An 18262-nucleotide genomic window follows, 5' to 3' on the forward strand; every position below is an offset into this window, starting at 1 on the left:
TCAACGCCTGTTTGCACGACAAGCTTCCGCAAGGCCAATCGACTAAAGTCGTAGGCGGCCGAGCGGCGGCCGTTTCAGACCCTGTGCCCGAAAAACAGGGTCTGAATAGTCTGAATAGTCTGAAATCGACCGAACCGCGTTCGCCGTCATGCCCGTTCTCCCGCGCGACGCCTATCACGTCCCGACGTCGGAATTGGACGCAGACACCCCCGTGCATTCCGCCCGATCCCTTGCTAAGCGCATCGGATGATCGCTCGCCTTCGCCCCGTCCCGTTCGACCTCGGTCCCGTCCATTTCGTCGGCATCGGCGGCATAGGCATGAGCGGCATCGCCGAGATCATGCTGAAGATCGGTTATTCGGTTCAGGGCTCGGACGCCAAGGCCAGCGCCAACACCGAACGGCTGGAGAAGCTGGGCGCGCGGATCTTCATCGGTCACGACGCCGCTCACGTCAGCGAGGGCGTGTCGGCGGTGGTCTATTCGACGGCGGTCAAGGCCGACAATCCGGAGATGAAGGCCGCCCGCGAGCGCCGCATCCCCCTGGTGCGCCGGGCCGAGATGCTGGCCGAACTGATGCGTCTGCAGTTCTCGATCGCGGTCGGGGGCACCCACGGCAAGACCACGACGACCTCGATGGTCGCGGCCCTGCTGGATGCGGCCGGTCTGGACCCGACGGTGGTCAACGGCGGCATAATCAACGCCTATGGCACCAACGCCAAGGTCGGCGACGGCGACTGGATCGTGGTCGAGGCGGACGAGAGCGACGGCAGCTTCCTGCGACTGAAATCGACGGTCGCCATCGTGACCAATATCGACCCGGAACATCTGGACCATTACGGCGACTTCGACGCGGTGCGGAAGGCCTTCGTCGATTTCGTCGAGAACATCCCCTTCTATGGTTTCGCCGCCGTCTGCCTGGATCATCCCGAGGTGCAGAAGCTGGTCGCCTCCATCGATAACCGGCGGCTGGTCACCTATGGGACCAATCCCCAGGCCATGGTGCGGGCTGACAACTGCCAGATGGGGCCGGACGGCGCCCGCTTCGACGTCGTGATCCAGAACGGCGAGACCCACCGGATCGAGAACCTGCACCTGCCGATGGCCGGCTGGCACAATGTCTCCAACGCCCTGGCCGCCATCGCCGTGGCGCGCGAGCTGGACGTGTCCGACGAGGCGATCCGCGAGGGTCTGGCCGGCTTCGGCGGGGTCAAGCGCCGCTTCACCACCACCGGCGTGGTCGGGGGCGTGCGCATCGTCGACGACTATGGCCACCATCCGGTCGAGATCGTCGCCGTGCTGAAGGCCGCGCGTCAGGTGACCGAGGGCCGGGTCATCGCCGTGGTCCAGCCGCACCGCTACACCCGGCTGCGCGACCTGATGAACGAGTTCTCGACCGCCTTTTCCGACGCCGACAGCGTGATCGTCGCCGACGTCTATCCGGCCGGGGAACCGCCGATCGAAGGGGTGGACAAGCACGCCCTGACCGACGGCATCCGCCGCTATGGCCACCGCCATGTCCAGGCGCTGGAGAACGCCGCCGTCCTGCCGCGCCTGATCAAGGAAGAGGCCCGGCCGGGCGATGTGGTCGTGCTGCTGGGCGCCGGCGACATCACCAGCTGGGCCTATGGCCTGCCGGCGCAGCTGGAGGCGTTGGGGTGAGGCTCGGCTTGTCCGGGGGGTTCGAAAGTATATATTATGGCGTGACGGTATATCCTTGGAGGATGTCGTGGCGCTTTATGTGAAGGACCCGGAAGTCGATCAGATGGCTGAACGCCTCAGCCGCATCGGAGGGATCAGCAAGACGGAGGCGGTGCGCCGCGCGCTGCGCCGTCAGTTGGAGCAGGTCGAGACTTCGTCCGACTTTGTCGAGCGCGGCCTTGCCTTCACCCGCGCTCTAATAGCTCGGGGCGACCTCGCCGAGGGCCAGCCGGTGGACAAGGCTTGGATCGACAGCCTCTATGAGGACGACTGATGTTCGTGGACGCTTCGGCGCTTACGGCCATCCTGACCGACGAGGACGACGCGCGGCTACTCTATGCGCGCCTGGAAGCCTATCCTCTTCGGACGACGTCGCCCATGGCCGTCTGGGAGGCGGTCCTCGCGGTCGCGCGTCGGCTGAAATTGGACATCACCGACAGCGAAGTCGCCGTTGAGGCGTTCTTGAAGACCTTCAATATCGAGGTGGTCGCCATTCACGCCGAGGTGCGACACGAGGCGATCCGCGCCCATGTCCGATACGGCAAGGGCCGTCACCCGGCGGCATTGAATTTCGGCGACTGTTTCGCCTATGCCTGCGCCCGCCACGCGCGGTCGCCCCTGCTGTACAAGGGCGACGACTTTTCCCGGACCGACATCGAAGCCGCATGACCGAGATCACCCTTCCCCCCGTTCGCGGCAAGCTTCTGCGGGACGAACCGCTCGGCCCCTACACTTGGTTCCGCGTCGGCGGCGCGGCTGAGGCCCTGTTCATTCCGGCGGACGCCGAAGATCTGGCTGATTTCCTGAAGGCGCTGGACCCGTCCGTCCCCGTGACCGTGCTGGGCGTCGGATCGAACGTCATCGTCCGCGACGGCGGGGTCGAGGGGGTGGTGATCCGTCTGGCGGGCCGGCCTTGGGCGCTGGTGACGACGGACGGCGACACGATCACGGCCGGCGCCGGCGCGCTGGACTCCATGGTGGCCAAGGCCAGCGCCAAGGCGGGGCTGGCGGGGCTGGAATTCTACGCCGGCATTCCGGGCACGGTCGGCGGGGCGCTGACCATGAACGCCGGTTGCTACGGATCGGAGACCAAGGATGTTCTGGTCTCGGCATGGGGCCTGACGCGGTATGGCGAGCGGGTCGACTACGCCCTGGCTGACTTCGGCTACACCTATCGCTATTCGCAGGCGCCGGCCGAGATTATCTGGGTCGAGGCGACTTATCGCGGAACGCCGGACGATCCCGCCGCCGTCCAGGCCCGCATCACCGAGATCACCAGCCGCCGCGAAACCACCCAGCCGATCCGCGAAAAGACCGGCGGTTCGACCTTCAAGAATCCGCCCGGCCATTCGTCATGGAAACTGGTCGACGAGGCCGGCTGGCGCGGCAAGCTGCACGTGGAGACCGGGGGCGGGGCCATGTTCAGCGACCTCCATTCCAACTTCATGATCAACCCCGGCGATGCCACCGCCGCCGACATCGAAGGCCTGGGCGAGGCGGTGCGCGCCGACGTCCTGGCGAAGACCGGCGTTCAGCTGGACTGGGAGATCAAGCGGATCGGCCGGCGCCTCTGATCGTCGGGGTTTGACACACATTTTTCACGCCGGGCGGGCGATAAGGTTGACGGCCTGTTAAACAAGTCGGCCGCAATCGGAGAGCCCATGACCCGCGCTTTCAAAGACCTTCATGTCGCCGTCCTGATGGGCGGTCTTTCCGCCGAGCGGGAGGTGTCCCTGACCTCCGGCGAGCAGTGCGCGCAGGCGCTGGAGCGGCAGGGCGTGCGCGTCAGCCGGGTGGACGCGGGTCGCGACCTGGCCAATGTGCTGTCGGGTCTGATCAAGCCGGACGTGGTGCTGAACTGCCTGCATGGGGCCTGGGGCGAGGACGGCTGCGTCCAGGGCGTGCTGGAGACCCTGCGGATTCCCTATACCCATTCCGGCGTCCTGGCCTCGGCCCTGGCCATGGACAAGAACAGGTCCAAGGCCGTGCTGAAGGCGGCGGGCGTCAAGGTGCCCGGCGGCGGCTTGTACGACCGGCATGAGGTGGCGGCGCGCCACGTGATCGAGCCCCCCTATGTGGTCAAGCCCAACGCCGAAGGCTCGTCCGTCGGGGTCTATCTGGTGACCGAGGGCGCCAATCGGCCGGTCGCCGAGGTGGGCGAGCCCGGCTGGGGCTATGGCGAACAGGTGATGGTCGAGCCCTATATCGCCGGCAAGGAGCTGGCCGTCGCCGTGATCGGCTATGCGGACGGGCCGCGCGCTCTGACCGTGACCGACATCACCCCGACCAAGGGCTTCTACGACTACGAGGCCAAGTATGCGCCCGGCGGTTCGGTCCACGTCCTGCCCGCCGTCCTGCCGCCCGCCGTGTTCGAGGCGGCCCTGCGTCAGGCGGAGGCGGCGCACGTCGCCATGGGTTGCCGAGGCGTGTCCAGAAGCGACTTCCGTTATGATGATGTTAAGGACGATCTGGTTCTGTTGGAGGTCAACACTCAGCCGGGCATGACGCCGACCTCGCTCGCTCCCGAGCAGGCCGCCCATACCGGAATGAGCTACGAAGACCTGGTTCGGTGGATGGTGGAGGACGCCTCATGCCCGCGGTAGTTCGCGGCGGTCGGCGACAGAGTTCGGGTTCCTCGCGTGGCGTCGCCTCCAAGAAGGGCGGGCGGCCACGCGGCGGCGCGCCCAAGCCCGCGTCCGCCATCCCCGGCAAGATGGCCGCCATCGGCCGTATCGATGTTTCACCCCGCACCGTCATGATCGCCCTGGGCGCCAGCGCCCTGCTGGTGATCGGGGTTCTGGCGACCGGCGCCCGCGCCGAACGGATCGGCCAGTCGGTTTCGCACGGGATCGACGGGGTGACGGCGGGCATGGGGCTGACGCTGAAGCGGGTTCATATCACCGGCGCCTCGGCCGAGGCCGAGCCGGCGATCCAGCAGGCCCTGGGCCTGTATTCCGGCCAGCCGATCATCAGTCTGGACCTGAACGCCATCCGCGAACGCGTGCAGGGCGTCGGCTGGGTGCGCGAGGCGCGCGTGGTGCGCCTGTTGCCCGACACCCTGATCGTCGAGATCAAGGAACACGGTCGTCTGGCCGTCTGGCAGGACGCCGGCCAGATCAAGGTCATCGACGCCCAGGGCCAGGTGATCCAGGGCGCCGACGCGCGCCGCTATCCGACCCTGCCCCTCGTCGTGGGCAAGGGCGCCGACCTGGCCGCCGGCGAGGTCCTGCCCCTGCTGGCCCAGCGCCCGCGCCTGATGAGCCGGGTGGACGCCCTGGTGCGGGTGGACGAACGCCGTTGGGACCTGCGCCTGAAGGACGGCAGCCTGATCCAGCTGCCCGCCGTCGAACAGGAGGCGGCCCTGATCCGTCTCGATGCGCTGGATCAGCGCGAACGCCTGCTCGACCTGGGCTTCGCCCGGGTCGATCTCAGAACGCCGGACGAGGTCGCCGTGCGACCCGCCGCCGACGCTTAAAGGACCAGTAAGACATGGCGGGAAAGCAGCGCGGATCGGCGAATGACCAGGGCCGGGGCATGGATCCCCGCGCCGGCCGCGCCCCCGTGATCGCCGCCCTGGACATCGGCCAGTCCAAGGTCTCGTGCTTCATCATGAAGCCTGACGGCGTGCGGCACGCCGACCGCACTATCCGCGTCGCCGGCGCCAGCCATGTCCAGTCCAAGGGCGTGAAGGGCGGCGCCATCATCAATATGGACGAGGCCGCCCAGGCCATCGGCCACGCCGTCGAACGGGCCGAACGCGCGGCCCAGAGCCCGGTCTCCGGCGTCGTCGTCACCACCGCCATCGGCCAGATGGCCAGCCACCGCGTCCAGGCCCGGGTGTCTCTGGGCGCCAATCCGGTCGGGGACGCCGATCTGGCGCGCGCCATCGGCATGGCCCTGGCCCAGATCCGCCTGCCCAACCGCCGCCCGATCCACGTCCTGCCCATCGCCTGGTCGGTGGACGGCGCGCGCGGCGTGCATGATCCGCGTTCGATGCGCGGCGGTTCGCTGGGGCTCGACCTGCTGGTTGTGTCCATGGCCGAGAATGTCTTCACGACCCTGAGCCACTGCCTTGAGCTGGCGCATCTGGACCTGCAGGGCGTGGCCGCCGCGCCCGTCGTCTCGTCCCTGGCCGCGCTGGAAGAGGACGAGATGGACCTGGGCGCCGTCTGCATCGACATGGGCGGCGGCTCGACCAGCGCCGCCGTCTGGGGCGGCCGGTCCCTGTTGCACATCGAAAGCCTGAACGTCGGCGGCGACCATGTCACCTCGGACATCGCGCGCGGCCTGTCGACGTCCAAGGCGGGCGCCGAACGGCTGAAGACCCTGCACGGCTCGGCCATGGCCAGCGCCAACGAGGACCGCGAAATGCTGGAGGCTCCGCCGCGCGGCGAGGACGCCTCGGCCGGCCCGGTCATCGTCCCGCGCGCCATGCTGAAGACCGTCATCGCCCCGCGCGTGGAAGAGACGCTGGAACTGCTGCGCGACCGGCTGAAGAACGCCGGCGTGGGCCTTGAGCCCGGCGCGGGCCTGGTCCTGACCGGCGGCGCCAGCCAACTGAACGGGGTGCGGGAGCTGGCTGTGCGGGTGTTCGACCGCCCGGTCCGCCTGGGCAAGCCTCAGCGCGCGCCACATTTGGCCGACGCCGCCTCCGGTCCGGCCTTCTGCGCCACCGCCGGAGTCCTGCTGCGCGCCGCCTACGGCCCGCGCGAAGCCGTGTCCGCCCGGAAGCTTATGGCGCGGCAGATCACGGCGGCGGACGCGCCGAGAATCCATCGGGGCAATGTGGTAGGGCGTGTCGCGGGCTGGTTGCGCGACAACCTATAAAAACGGGTGGTATCGCTGTCAGAACTGGGCTTTCGCAGCAATACAGCGACCATCGAGAGCTTTGCGCCGTTGACCATTGGCGATCAGTATCTTCATGATCTGTCCTTGGCTTAAACTTGGGAAAACAGCTTCGGCATTGGCGCGCGTGATTGCACGCCCGTCTCCAAGTGTGCAATGCTCGACAGCGAGCCGCTCCTTGTGCACTAAGTGCACTAACTGCGTGGGCGTTTATGACCTCACCGGACGCTATTATCAGGTCGGCCTGACGGCTCGCTTCTAGGTCCAGTCTTTCTAAAATAAGGAAAGGGCTGCTCTCACGGGCCGCCCTTTTTCCTGAAGGTCGTCGTTTTTCGAAGAAACTGCAGCCAAGCTCGCAGTTTGTGCTTTCCTCGAGTCCGACTCACATTATCGCCGTAACCTTCTCTTAACCCTCATGGGTGCAATCCTTAACACGCTCATAACCAATGTGATTCGGCGGGGCGGTCGCATCGGTTTGAAGGGGTCAGGGTCGGAAGGTCGGAAAAGAAATGTCGCTCTCATTGGTCAAGCCGCAACACACTGAACTGAAACCCCGTATCGTCGTGTTCGGCGTCGGCGGCGCCGGCGGCAACGCCGTGAACAACATGATCGACGCCGGCCTTGAAGGGGTCGAGTTCGTCGTGGCCAACACCGATGCGCAGCACCTCAGCTTCGCCAAGACGGATCGTCGCATCCAGTTGGGCGAGACCATCACCCAGGGCCTGGGCGCCGGCGCTCACCCCGAAGTCGGCATGAACGCCGCCGAGGAATCCGCCGACGAGATCCATCAGCACCTCGAAGGCGCGCACATGGTGTTCATCACCTGTGGCATGGGCGGCGGCACCGGCACCGGCGCGGCACCCGTCATCGCCAAATGCGCGCGCGATCGCGGCATCCTGACCGTCGGCGTCGTGACCAAGCCCTTCACCTTCGAGGGCCGTCACCGGATGCGCCTGGCCGACGCGGGCGTCGCCGAACTGCAGCGCTATGTCGACACCCTGATCGTCATTCCGAACCAGAACCTGTTCCGCGTCGCCAACGAACGCACCACCTTCGCCGACGCCTTCGGCATGGCCGACCAGGTGCTGCACTCGGGCGTGCGGTCGATCACCGACCTGATGATCCTGCCGGGTCTGATCAACCTCGACTTCGCCGACGTCCGCGCCGTCATGTCCGAAATGGGCAAGGCGATGATGGGCACCGGCGAGGCCTCCGGCGACGACCGCGCCCTGCTGGCCGCCCAGAACGCCATCGCCAACCCGCTGCTGGACGAGACGTCGCTGAAGGGCGCCAAGGCCGTGCTGGTGAACATCACCGGCGGTCTGGACATGACCCTGCTGGAAGTCGACGAGGCCGCCAACGCCATTTCGGCCGAGGTGGACGGCGACGCCAACATCATCTTCGGCGCCGCCTTCGATCCGGCGCTGGACGGCAAGATCCGCGTCTCGGTGGTCGCCACCGGCATGGACGAGAGCGGCGTGCAACGCGCCGAACCCTCGGCTCCGGCTGCGCCCTCCCAGACCGCGCCCCTGGCGGATCACGGCGCGCGCCGTTCCGCCGGCGGCCTGTACGGAACCCAGGCTTCGCGTGCCCCCGAGCCCGCCCGCGAACCCTACCGTGAGCCGGTCCGCGCCGAACGCGCGCCGGAACCGCGTCCTGAGCCCCGGATCGAGGCGGCCCCCGTCGTCCCCAGCTTTCAATCCCCTCCCGCGCCGGAGCCCCGGCCCGAGCCGGTGATCCGCGTCGCGGAACCGACCCCGCGCGCCCTGGACCCGATCGTCGATCCGTGGGTCGAGGAGTACGAAACCACCCGCGCGCCGGCCACGCAGTCGAGCCGCGCGCCCGAGCCCCAGGGCGACCTATACGCCGCCCGTTCGCCCGAGCCGGCCGTCGATGACTATGACGACCGTGACCACCGCCGCAGCGGCTGGAGCCTGTTCGGTCGCGGCAAGCGCGCCCAGCCGCAGCCCGAGCCGACCTACAGCCCCCGTCCGACCTCGCAGATGCGGTCGGCGGCCCAGCCGCAGGCCCAGGCCGAGCCCGAGACGGGCCATGCGGACGACGACCTGGAGATTCCTTCTTTTCTCCGCCGTCTCGCAAACTGACCGACTGAAATTCTGAAAGCCGCGCCCCGAAGCCACTGGCTTCGGGGCGTTTTCAATTGCGACGGTCCCATAACGAAACAATCCGAAACCCGACTTTCATTTCGCACTTGCGGGGGCAGGGCTAGATCACTCGAGGGGCGTAATCCGCACTTAGAGGCGGGACCCAATCAGATTGAAGCGAGTTTGAGTTTGTCGGTCAGAAACGACCATCACGAGCGCACCATCGTCGCGCCGGCCATCATCGCCGGCGTCGGGGTGCACACCGGCCGCCGGGTGCGGCTGGCGGTTCGTCCTGCGCCTGCGGGGGCGGGGATCGTCTTCGTGCGCACCGACGTGACCGACCGCGACAACCGCATCCCCGTCTCGGGCGAGGCCGTTGTCGACGCCCGCCTGAACACCATGATCGAGAACGCCGCCGGCGTGCGGCTGTCGACCATCGAACACCTGATGGCGGCTTTCTGCGCTCTGGGCGTTTCGAACGCCGTGGTCGAGGTGGACGGGCCGGAGCTGCCGATCCTGGACGGGTCGGCGCTGGAGTTCGTGCAGTTGCTGGACCGGGCGGGCTTCCGTCCCCAGGCGCAGCCGCAGCGCTATATCGAGATTCTGGAGACGGTTCACGTCACCGAAGGCGACAAGCACGCGGCCCTGTTGCCGTGCGACCGCTATGAAATGCGGTTCGAGATCGACTTCCCTTCGGCGGTGATCGGCAACCAGATCATCGATTTCGTCGTGGACGAGCCGACCTTCCGCAAGGAAATCATGGCCTGCCGCACCTTCGGCTTCGCCCATGAGGTCGAGGCCCTGCGTCAGGCGGGTCTGGCCCGCGGCGGTTCGCTGGAGAACGCCGTGGTCATCGACGGCGACGAAATCCTGAACCCCGGCGGCCTGCGGATGGAACGCGAGTTCGTGCGCCACAAGGCGCTGGACGCGATCGGCGACCTGTATGTCCTGGGCGCGCCCGTGCTGGGCCGTTACGAAGGCTACAAGGCCGGGCACGCGGTCAACAACAAGCTGGTCCGTGCGTTGCTGGCTGCGCCCCATGCGTGGCGCGAGGTCACACGCGTGCCCGAGATGGCGCAGGCGGGCTGACAAGCGCATCAGCCTTTCCCTCCCCAGCGGGGGAGGGGGGGCGAAGGCGCAGCCGAAGCCGGGTGGGACGGGCAGGGCGCCGGTCCACTGATTTATCTTTTCGGAAATAGTGCGTCCCTGTGTGCCGGGCCGCCCCCACCCCGTCGCTGCGCGACGCCCCTCCCCGGACGGGGAGGGAGAATTATCGTGCGCGCGCCTAGACCCCGATCACGCTGATCAATCGGCCGAAGTCCGGTTCGCCCTGCTGGAACGCCCGGCGGTTGGAGTAGAAGCGCGCCGCGTCGGCGCAGGTGTCGTGGCCGGTCCAGACGGCCTGGCCGACGCCGGCCTGTTGCAGGCGCCACAGGACGAAGCCGGGCAGGTCGAACCGGCGTTTGTCGTCGGTCTCGCCGGGGTGGAAGAAGCGCTCGCTGCCCGGGTCGTGGTGGGCGAAACGGTCCTGGAAGTCGAGGCCGACCTCATAGCTGGCGGGGGCGATGCAGGGACCGACGACGGCGCGGATGTGACGGGGATCGGCGCCCAGGGCCTGCATGGCCGCGACAGCCGAATGGACCACTCCGCCCAGGGCGCCCTTCCAGCCGGCGTGGACGGCGGCGACGATCCGCGTCTCGGGATCGGCCAGCAGAATAGGCGCGCAGTCGGCGGTCAGGACCGAGCACAACAGGTCGGGTTCGGCGGTGACGACGGCGTCGCCCTCGGGCCGGTCGCCCTGCCAGGGGCCGTCGGCGACGCGGGCGACGGCGGAATGGATCTGGTAGCAGCCGTTCAGATGATTGACGTCGGCGCCGAAATGGGCGGCGACGCGACGGCGGTTCTCGGCCACGGATGCGGGATCATCCTTCGAACCGACGCCGGCGTTCAGCCCTTCATAGACGCCGGTCGAGACGCCGCCGGCGCGGGTGAAGAAGCCGTGGTCGAACCCGGCGGCGGTCAGCAGCGGATGGGTGATGGGGGCCGGGTCGCTCACAGGTCCCACCCCGGCACGATCAGGGTGCGGGGGGAGAAGATCGCGGCGGCCTTGAACAGGCTTCCCATCTGGTCCTCGGCGGTCAGGCGATGCAGTTGGCGGTCGATCACGGGGGCGGCGTCGGGCCGTCCCGCCTTCAACCGTTCAGCGCGCGCTTCGATCCCCAGCCGTCTCAGGAACTCGCCCTGGGTCAGGCAACCGGTGACATCGGCGCCGGCGCGGACGGCGGCTTCCAGCACGCGCGGAAAGTCGGCCCACTGGGTCAGGTCGGCCTCGCCGGGACTGTCCAGCGGATCGACCTTCTGGTGGCGGCGCAGGGCCTGAAGCGTGTCGCCGGCCTCGGGCCGGGCGCGGCCGTAGTCGATGAGCAGGGCGGCGCCCGAGGCGGCCTTCAGCAGCCCGGCCAGGTCGCGGCCGAAGATCGCCTGCTGTTCCGAAATCTCGAACACCTCGCCGGGCGCGATGTCGAAGCCGGGTTTTTCGAACCCGCCCGAAATCGCGGTCAGGCCGAAGATCAGGTCGTTGTCGTCGGTGACGCCGATGCGGCGTTCGGCCCAGCCGCCATCGGTGCGGACGAACTGGCGTGCGGGCAGACAGTCCAGAACCTCGTTGGCGATCAGGATGACCGGGGCGTCGGTCTCGATCCGCGTCAGGTCGCGCACCCAGCGCGGCGACAGGTCGGCGCCGGCCAGGGCCTTGGCCTGGAGGTGGCGCAAGGGGCCGCTGGGCTCGATCAGGATCAGGTCGCAGGCCTCGAGGAAGCCGGGGACCAGGCGGGCGGCGCGCAAGGCGTCGCTCATCAGGGTTCCGTCGCCCGGTCCGACCTCGACCAGACGGAACCGTTCGGGCGCGCCCAGGCGGTTCCAGGTCTCGACCGCCCACAGGCCGATCAGTTCGCCGAACATCTGGCTGATCAGGGGCGCGGTGATGAAGTCGCCGCCTTCCCCCAGAGCAGGGCGCGAGGCGTAATAGCCGCCCTTGGGATCATGCAGGCAGCGGGTGACATAGTCGGCGACCGTCATCGGCCCCGTCAGGGCGATCTCGCGCGCCAGACGGGTTTTCAGGGTTTCGGCGTCGCTCATGCCTGGACGGGCGGCCGGTTCCAGGCGCGCCAGATCAACCAGCCGCCGACCAGGATCATCGGGATGGACAGCATCATCCCCATGGTCAGGCCCAGGGGGAAGTCGGGCATGCCGAAGTCGGGCTCGCGTACATTCTCCAGCGCGGCGCGGCAGACGCCGTAGGCGACCAGGAACAGGCCGGTGATATAGCCCGGCTTCTTCAGCAGATCGAACTTCCAGATGCCCAGCGACAGGATGGACAGCAGGACGATCCCCTCCAGTCCCGCCTCATAGAGCTGGCTGGGGTGGCGGGGGGCGTCGCCGGCGGGACAGAAGCCGTACATCTGCTGGATGCGGGCGTTGCAGAAGCGCACGGCCCAGGGGACGGTCGTCTCGCGGCCCCACAGCTCGCCGTTGATGAAGTTGGCCAGGCGGCCGAACATCAGGCCGATGGGCACGACCGGGGCGATGACGTCGCCGAGGCGCAGCATGTCGATCCTCTGGGCGCGGGCGTAGAGGAAGATGGCCAGGCAGACGCCCAGGAATCCGCCGTGGAAGCTCATGCCGCCGGTCCAGAGCTGGAACAGTTCGAACCGCTCGCCCAGGGTCTGGCCGGTGAACAACTGGGCGTACATGATCGGCTTGTAGAACAGGGCGTAGCCCAGGCGGCCGCCCAGGATGATGCCCAGCACGATCCACAGCACCAGGTCGTCCAGCTGGGTGGTGTTGATCGGCGGCTTGCCCGGCGCCCACAGGCGTTCGGTCTTGACCAGACGGGCGGCGTACCACCAGCCCAGGACGATGCCGGCGACATAGGCCAGGGCGTACCAGCGGATCGGAAGCGGTCCGAGATGGATCAGGACCGGATCGAATTCGGGAAAGGGCAAGGGGCGTTCCTGTGCAAGCCTGTCTCAGAAGGGCGGTTTAGCAAGCGTCGCCGGCTGCGTCGCCTGTGAAGAAAGATCACGACGCCTTGATGGCGTCCGCGAAGCAGCAGAAAGAAAGGTTTCATTCACCATAGTCGGTGAAGCTTCGTTAACGACGTTGAAGTCGGAGACCGCCATGCAGACCCGCAATCCCATCCTGGACGAGTTCGCCAAACTGACCACCGGCGCCATGGGCCTGGCCCAGGCGGCGGGAGAAGAGGCCAAGACCGCCTGGCGCGCCCAGACCGACCGGATCGCCGCCGAGATGGACCTGGTCCGCCGCGACGAATTCGATGTGCTGAAGGACGAGATCGCCGCCCTGCGGGCCGAGATCGCCGAACTGAAGGCGGCCCAGAAACCTGCCAGCAAGCCCGCCGCCAAGGCTTCCGGCAAGCTCGCGACGGGAACGTCCACAGATGGAACTCAACCCGGGGACGCAGCCGGTTGAGCCGAATCCGCGAACAGGCTTACCACTCTGTTAACGGCCGCGATTCTCGCGGACGCAGCGCGAATCGAGAGACTTGATGGACATCGCCCGGCCCGAGGAAATGGACACGCCCTTCGACCCGCTTGAGGTCGTCGAGCATGTCCTCACGGCCGAGAACCTCCCGTTCGACCGCACCGACGACGGCGACCTGGCCTTCGCCCTGGCGGGGGACTGGAAGGATTACGAGCTGTGGTTCGCCTGGCGGCCCGAGGGCGATTGCCTTCAGCTGTGCTGCGCCCTGGATCTGCGTGTGGCCAAGAGCCGCAAGATGGCCGCCTATGAACTGGTCGGCCTGATCAACCAACGCACCTGGATGGGGCATTTCGAGGTCTGGGCCGAGGACGGGGAGATCGTCTTCCGTCATTCGCTGGCCCTGCCGATGGGCGAGCGCCCGACCCTGGCCCAGGCGGCCTCGATGATCGATGCGGCCATCGAGGCGGCGGATCGCTATTACCCCGCGTTCGACTTCATGGTGCGTGGGAACAAGAAGCCGCAGGAGGCCATCGACGCCTGCCTGTTCGAGACCGTCGGCAACGCCTGATGGCGGGGTCCGTCCGGTCCGGGGGACCTGTCGTCCTGGTGGGCTGCGGCCGGCTGGGCTCGGCCATTCTGGAAGGCTGGCTGCTGACGGAGACGGTCGCGCCGGCCGATCTGATCATTCTCAGTCCGTCGGAAAAACCCGCCGCCGAGGCGGCGCGGGCCCAGGGCGCGCGGATCAATCCACCGCTGGAGGCCCTGACGGAGGCGGGTGTGATCGTGCTGGCGGTCAAGCCGGCGATCTGGCGCGAGGTGGTGACGCCCCTGGCGCCCTTCCTGAACGATCAGGCCGTGATCCTGTCGGTCATGGCGGGGGTGACGGCGCCCACCCTGGCCGAGGGGATCGGCGGCTGGCCCATCGTGCGCGTGATGCCGACGACCGGGGTGTCGCGCGGGCGCGGCGTGGCCTCGATCTGGTCGGCGGATGATCGCGCCCAGGGGCTGGGACGGGCCTTGTTCGAGCCGATGGCCGAGACGGTCGTTCTGGCGGACGAGGCCCTGATGGATGCGGCCACGGCGGTGGCTGGGTCGGGCGCGGCCTATTTCTACGCCTTTACCGAAGCCCTGGCCCGAGCGGGTCAGGCCAGCGGCCTGGACGCGGCGACCGCCGACGTCCTGGCGCGAGCGACCCTGCGGTCGGCGGCGGATTCGATGGGCGACGATGATCTGGAGGCCCTGATCGGCCGTATCGCCTCGCCGGGCGGCTCGACCCGCGCCGGGCTGGACGCCCTGGCGAAGGACGGCCGCCTGACGCGGATGCTGGACGAGACGGTCGCGGCGGCCGTGCGGCGAAACCGCGAGATGGGCTGAAACCCGACGCCTCTCTCCCGTCGCGAAACGGGAGAGAGGCCTGCGGGATCAGAAGCGGCCCTGTTCGATCTGGTCGCCCAGACGTCCGAAGGCGCGGTCCGCGTCATGCCAGACGCCGTAGCCCCAGACGTCGCGGATGTTCGGCGAGAAGTAGGAGAAGTCCACCGGCCGGGACTGGCCGTCGGCGGTGACGATCTCGCCCTTGATCGCCGCGCCGCCGATGGACACGCTGCGGATCGGGTCCAGGCCCGGCGTCTGGCGGATCTGTTCGAAGGTGGGGCGGTTCGGCTTCAGGTCGACCAGGACCAGATTGGCGGTGGCGCCCGGATAGCGGTGCTCCAGCGCCTGACCGACTTCAGCCTTCAATTCGTCGATCTGTTCGTTGACTTCACGTTCGCCGAGCTTCTCGATCTGACGTTGCAGTTCGGGGCCGACGGTGACGTTGACCGTGGGGGTTTGCGCCTGGGCCATGGCGGCGACGGCGAGCGCCGCGGCCAAAGGGGCGAAGAAGGCGAGTTTACGCATCGTGTTTTGTCTCCATGCCCTGTCGGCATGAAGATGATCCTTCCTGCACGGTTCCGCTAGACGCCGGACATCCAAATCTCGCTCCGTCCGCCCGTTTCAGCGCCCTGGTTCAAAAAATACGCCGTCAGGCGGCGGGAACGACGGTCGCCTGGCCCGGCACGCGGATGATCGCCTTCAGCCCGCCCAGGTCGCTGCGCTCCAGGGTGACGTCGCCGCCGTGGCCGCGCGCCACGTCGCGGGCGATGGCCAGGCCCAGGCCGACGCCCTTGCGGTTCTGGTTGCGGGACTCGTCCAGACGGGAGAAGGGGCGGAAGGCCTCGTCATACAGATCTTCGGGAATGCCGGGGCCGTCGTCCTCGACGGCGATCTCCAGCCCGCCCGAGGCCAGCGACCGCGCCGACAGACGCACATGCTCGCCGTGAGAGGCGGCGTTGCCGGCCAGGTTGACCAGGGCGCGCTTGAAGGCGAGCGGGCGAAGCGAGGCGGTCAGGCCCTGGGCGACCGAAAGTTCGACCTCGGCCCCGGCGCGCCTGGCGTCTTCGCCCGCCGCCTTCAGCAGGTCGAGGATCGACACCGGTTGGGGCGGTTCGCCGGCCTCGCCGCGGGCGAAGTCCAGATATTCGTCGATCATATGCTCCATCTCGTCCAGGTCGCCGCGCATGGCGGCCTGACGCTTGAACGGCGGGGCCAGGGCCAGTTCCAGCCGGAGCCGGGTCAGGGGGGTGCGCAGGTCGTGGCTGACCGAGGCGAGCAGGGCGGTGCGCTGGTCGATGTGGCGCTGGATCCGGTCGCGCATGGCCAGGAAGGCCACGGCGGCGGCGCGAACCTCGCGGGCGCCGTGCGGCTTGAACCGGGGCACTGTCTCGCCCCGGCCGAAGGCCTCGGCGGCGTCGGCCAGGCGTTCGATGGCGCGGACCTGATTGCGGATGAACAGGATCGCCACCCCCATCAGCAGGACGGTGGCGATGGTCAGCCACAGCACGAAGATGTGGGCCTGGGTGGCCACGGCGCGCTCGCGCGGGGCGATGATGCGCAGCACGCCCTGCGGCTCCTGCACCTGGATGTCGACATAGGCGGGGTAGCGGGTGGTGTCGAACCAGTAGGGGCGGTCCAGTCGGGCCGCCAGCGCCTTGTCCAGCACGCGGTCCACCACCCCGATGGGGCCGCGCCTCTGTTCCGTCGGCAGGGTCCGGCCCTCCTGCAGCGCGATCGACAGGGACATGGATCGCTCGGCCCGATCGGCCAGTCGCTCCAGATTGCGTTGGCTGGGGTCGTCCTCATAGCTCTCAACGGCCCAGGCGATATCGCCGGCCAGGCCCTCGGACAGGCGCGCCGTCACGGTCTGCCAGTGGGCGTCGAAGAAGATCCAGGTCACCACCACCTGCATGACCAGCACCGGCAGGACGATGATCAGCAGCGACCGCCCCCAGAGCGAGGTCGGCAGGCGCCGCTTCAGAAAGCGCGGCCACAGATAGGCGGGCAGCAGCCGCATGGTGTTCGTCGCCGGCTCAGTCGGGCGCGAGCATATAGCCGACGCCGCGCACGGTCTGGAGATAGCGCGGGTTCTTGGGGTCGGCTTCCAGCTTGCGCCGCAAGCGGGTGACCTGAACATCGACGGCGCGGCCGGTGATGTCGGCCGTGTCGGGCGACAGGCTCATGCGTTCGACCGGGGCGTGGGCGTGAAGCGCCAGGGTCTTCAGCAACTGGGCCTCGGCCTCGGTCAGGCGCTGGGGCGCGCCGTCGCGGATCAGCTCCAGCCGCTCCATGTCGAACACGGCCGTGCCCAGCTTGATCTCGCGCGGGCCGATGGGCTTGCCGCCCGTGCGGCGCAGGATGGCCTCGATCCGCAGCACGAGTTCGCGCGGTTCGAACGGCTTGGACATATAGTCGTCGGCGCCCCGCGACAGCCCCTCGATCCGATCCTCGGGATCGCCGCGCGCGGTCAGCAGCAGGACCGGCGTCTTGGAGGTTTCGGCCTTGGCGCGAACCCAGGAGGTCAGGTCCAGGCCGCTTTCGCCCGGCATCATCACGTCCAGCACGACCAGGTCGAACTCGATCAGCTCCATCATCCGCTTGGCCGCCGCCGCGTGGGCGGCTCCGGTGACGCGGTAACCCTCGCGCGACAGATACTCCTTCAGCAGTTCGCGGATGCGGTCGTCGTCGTCGACGATCAGCAGATGGCGACCCACGCCCGGCCCGGCGATGGGACCCGAGCGGCCATATGCGCGCGTTTCGGCCATGCTCATCCGCAATTCTCCCGATCCCGGCCGTTGACCTGAGCGATTCGGGGAGCTCTAACAGACAGACTTCTGCAGGAGACGTGTTTCAATGGCCTTCGTTCCTTTCGACGATCGTGATGGATGGATCTGGTTTGACGGCGATTTCGTGCCCTGGCGGGAAACGAAGACGCATATTCTGACCCATGCCCTCCACTATGGCTCGTCGGTATTCGAGGGTGAGCGTATGTACGGCGGCGAAATCTTCAAGCTGACGCCGCATTCGGAGCGCCTGAAGCGGTCCGCGAACCTGCTCGATTTCGAGATACCTTACAGCGTCGCTGAAATCGACGCCATCTGTAACGAAACCTGCGCCAAAAACGGCTTGCAGGACTGCTACGTGCGCCCGGTCGCCTATCTCGGCCCGGAACAGACCAGTGTTTCGGCCCTGAACAACAAGGTCCATCTGGCGGTGGCCGTCTGGGACTGGCCCAGCTATTTCGACCCTGAGGTCAAGGCGCGCGGCCTGCGTCTGGAATGGTCCAAGTGGCGTCGCCCCGATCCGAGGACGGCGCCGACGACCGCCAAGGCGGCCGGCCTTTACATGATCTGCACCATGTCCAAGAACACAGCCGAGCGGAACGGCTTCGCCGACGCCCTGATGCTGGACTGGCGCGGCTATGTGGCCGAAGCCACCGGCGCCAACGTCTTCTTCGTCAAGGACGGCGTGCTGCACACGCCCAAGGTCGAGCACATCCTGGACGGCATCACCCGCCAGACGGTGATCGAGATCGCCCAGGCCAAGGGGATCGAGGTCGTGGTGCGCGACATCCTGCCGGAAGAACTGTCGGACTTCTCGGAGTGCTTCCTGACCGGCACCGCCGTCGAGGTGACGCCGGTGGCCGAGGTGGGCGACTATCGCTTCACGCCGGGCGCCCTGTCGCTGGACCTGATGGAGACCTACGGCCGGCTGGTGCGCCGCCAGGCCTGAGGCGG

The 18262-nt window shown here is 67.9% G+C and carries 19 protein-coding genes; 13 read left to right on the plus strand and 6 right to left on the minus strand.

The features are described from left to right. Window positions 1–246 precede the first annotated feature (246 nt). From murC to lpxC, 9 genes are all read left to right on the plus strand, one after another. Entirely contained in the window at window positions 247–1659 is a 1413-nt protein-coding gene (gene murC / locus AC1RSI_RS01040) for a UDP-N-acetylmuramate--L-alanine ligase (protein ID WP_035308919.1), read from the plus strand. A 67-nt stretch (window positions 1660–1726) separates the two neighbouring features. Then, on the plus strand, window positions 1727–1972 hold the full coding sequence (locus tag AC1RSI_RS01045) for a type II toxin-antitoxin system VapB family antitoxin (protein ID WP_035308921.1): 246 nt from the start codon (window positions 1727–1729) through the stop codon (window positions 1970–1972). Beyond that, complete coding sequence (locus AC1RSI_RS01050) at window positions 1972–2367, plus strand: type II toxin-antitoxin system VapC family toxin (protein ID WP_035308924.1); 396 nt, start codon at window positions 1972–1974, stop codon at window positions 2365–2367. Before AC1RSI_RS01045 ends, AC1RSI_RS01050 begins: the two co-directional genes overlap by 1 nt. Beyond that, complete coding sequence (gene murB / locus AC1RSI_RS01055) at window positions 2364–3272, plus strand: UDP-N-acetylmuramate dehydrogenase (RefSeq protein WP_035308925.1); 909 nt, start codon at window positions 2364–2366, stop codon at window positions 3270–3272. The genes AC1RSI_RS01050 and murB overlap by 4 nt, the downstream gene beginning before the upstream one ends. Before the next feature lie 87 nt (window positions 3273–3359). Beyond that, window positions 3360–4301: a D-alanine--D-alanine ligase gene (locus AC1RSI_RS01060; protein ID WP_035308927.1), complete on the plus strand. Its 942-nt coding sequence runs from the start codon at window positions 3360–3362 to the stop codon at window positions 4299–4301. Further along, window positions 4289–5173 carry a cell division protein FtsQ/DivIB gene (locus tag AC1RSI_RS01065; protein WP_035308928.1) on the plus strand — a complete coding sequence of 295 codons (885 nt, stop codon included), beginning with the start codon at window positions 4289–4291 and terminating at the stop codon, window positions 5171–5173. Before AC1RSI_RS01060 ends, AC1RSI_RS01065 begins: the two co-directional genes overlap by 13 nt. A 59-nt stretch (window positions 5174–5232) precedes the next feature. Next, window positions 5233–6525 carry a cell division protein FtsA gene (ftsA, locus tag AC1RSI_RS01070; protein WP_008263640.1) on the plus strand — a complete coding sequence of 431 codons (1293 nt, stop codon included), beginning with the start codon at window positions 5233–5235 and terminating at the stop codon, window positions 6523–6525. Window positions 6526–7052: 527 nt separating this feature from the next. Continuing rightward, complete coding sequence (gene ftsZ, locus AC1RSI_RS01075; RefSeq protein ID WP_008261244.1) at window positions 7053–8648, plus strand: cell division protein FtsZ; 1596 nt, start codon at window positions 7053–7055, stop codon at window positions 8646–8648. 189 nt (window positions 8649–8837) lie between these two features. Further along, the gene (gene lpxC, locus AC1RSI_RS01080) at window positions 8838–9737 is read left to right on the plus strand and encodes a UDP-3-O-acyl-N-acetylglucosamine deacetylase (protein WP_035308931.1); all 900 of its coding nucleotides are present in this window, start codon (window positions 8838–8840) and stop codon (window positions 9735–9737) included. Window positions 9738–9933: 196 nt separating this feature from the next. Here lpxC and pgeF read toward each other — a convergent pair whose 3' ends face one another. Genes pgeF through lgt form a run of 3 tightly spaced genes read right to left on the minus strand, consistent with a single transcriptional unit; the run spans window position 9934 to window position 12652 of the window. Beyond that, on the minus strand, window positions 9934–10704 hold the full coding sequence (pgeF, locus tag AC1RSI_RS01085; protein ID WP_035305672.1) for a peptidoglycan editing factor PgeF: 771 nt from the start codon (window positions 10702–10704) through the stop codon (window positions 9934–9936). After that, window positions 10701–11786 (minus strand): class I SAM-dependent methyltransferase, encoded by a 1086-nt coding sequence (locus tag AC1RSI_RS01090; RefSeq protein WP_035305670.1) that lies wholly within the window; start codon window positions 11784–11786, stop codon window positions 10701–10703. Before AC1RSI_RS01090 ends, pgeF begins: the two co-directional genes overlap by 4 nt. Continuing rightward, window positions 11783–12652 (minus strand): prolipoprotein diacylglyceryl transferase, encoded by an 870-nt coding sequence (lgt, locus tag AC1RSI_RS01095; protein WP_035305668.1) that lies wholly within the window; start codon window positions 12650–12652, stop codon window positions 11783–11785. The genes AC1RSI_RS01090 and lgt overlap by 4 nt, the downstream gene beginning before the upstream one ends. A 175-nt stretch (window positions 12653–12827) precedes the next feature. Between lgt and AC1RSI_RS01100 the strand changes: the two genes are divergently transcribed. The 3 genes from AC1RSI_RS01100 to AC1RSI_RS01110 all read left to right on the plus strand — a co-directional run bounded on the left by AC1RSI_RS01100 (window position 12828) and on the right by AC1RSI_RS01110 (window position 14525). Next, window positions 12828–13139, plus strand: coding sequence for an accessory factor UbiK family protein (locus AC1RSI_RS01100; protein ID WP_154725763.1), 312 nt, complete (start codon window positions 12828–12830; stop codon window positions 13137–13139). 76 nt (window positions 13140–13215) lie between these two features. Beyond that, the gene (locus AC1RSI_RS01105) at window positions 13216–13719 is read left to right on the plus strand and encodes a type III secretion system chaperone family protein (RefSeq protein ID WP_035305665.1); all 504 of its coding nucleotides are present in this window, start codon (window positions 13216–13218) and stop codon (window positions 13717–13719) included. Beyond that, window positions 13719–14525 (plus strand): pyrroline-5-carboxylate reductase family protein, encoded by an 807-nt coding sequence (locus tag AC1RSI_RS01110; protein WP_035305663.1) that lies wholly within the window; start codon window positions 13719–13721, stop codon window positions 14523–14525. The genes AC1RSI_RS01105 and AC1RSI_RS01110 overlap by 1 nt, the downstream gene beginning before the upstream one ends. Window positions 14526–14573: 48 nt before the next feature. Here AC1RSI_RS01110 and AC1RSI_RS01115 read toward each other — a convergent pair whose 3' ends face one another. The 3 genes from AC1RSI_RS01115 to AC1RSI_RS01125 form a co-directional block, all read right to left on the minus strand. Beyond that, entirely contained in the window at window positions 14574–15050 is a 477-nt protein-coding gene (locus tag AC1RSI_RS01115; protein WP_035305660.1) for a hypothetical protein, read from the minus strand. A gap of 124 nt (window positions 15051–15174) precedes the next feature. Next, the gene (locus AC1RSI_RS01120) at window positions 15175–16542 is read right to left on the minus strand and encodes an ATP-binding protein (protein WP_008264280.1); all 1368 of its coding nucleotides are present in this window, start codon (window positions 16540–16542) and stop codon (window positions 15175–15177) included. A gap of 16 nt (window positions 16543–16558) precedes the next feature. Next, a complete protein-coding gene (locus AC1RSI_RS01125) occupies window positions 16559–17290 on the minus strand; it encodes a response regulator (protein WP_369733943.1) in 732 nt (243 codons plus the stop codon). A gap of 88 nt (window positions 17291–17378) precedes the next feature. Here AC1RSI_RS01125 and AC1RSI_RS01130 point away from each other — a divergent pair, with 88 nt between their 5' ends. After that, window positions 17379–18257, plus strand: coding sequence for a branched-chain amino acid aminotransferase (locus AC1RSI_RS01130; protein WP_008262906.1), 879 nt, complete (start codon window positions 17379–17381; stop codon window positions 18255–18257). The last annotated feature ends 5 nt before the right edge of the window (window positions 18258–18262 follow it).

The sequence above is a fragment of the Brevundimonas sp. GW821-FHT10E09 genome (assembly GCF_058809375.1).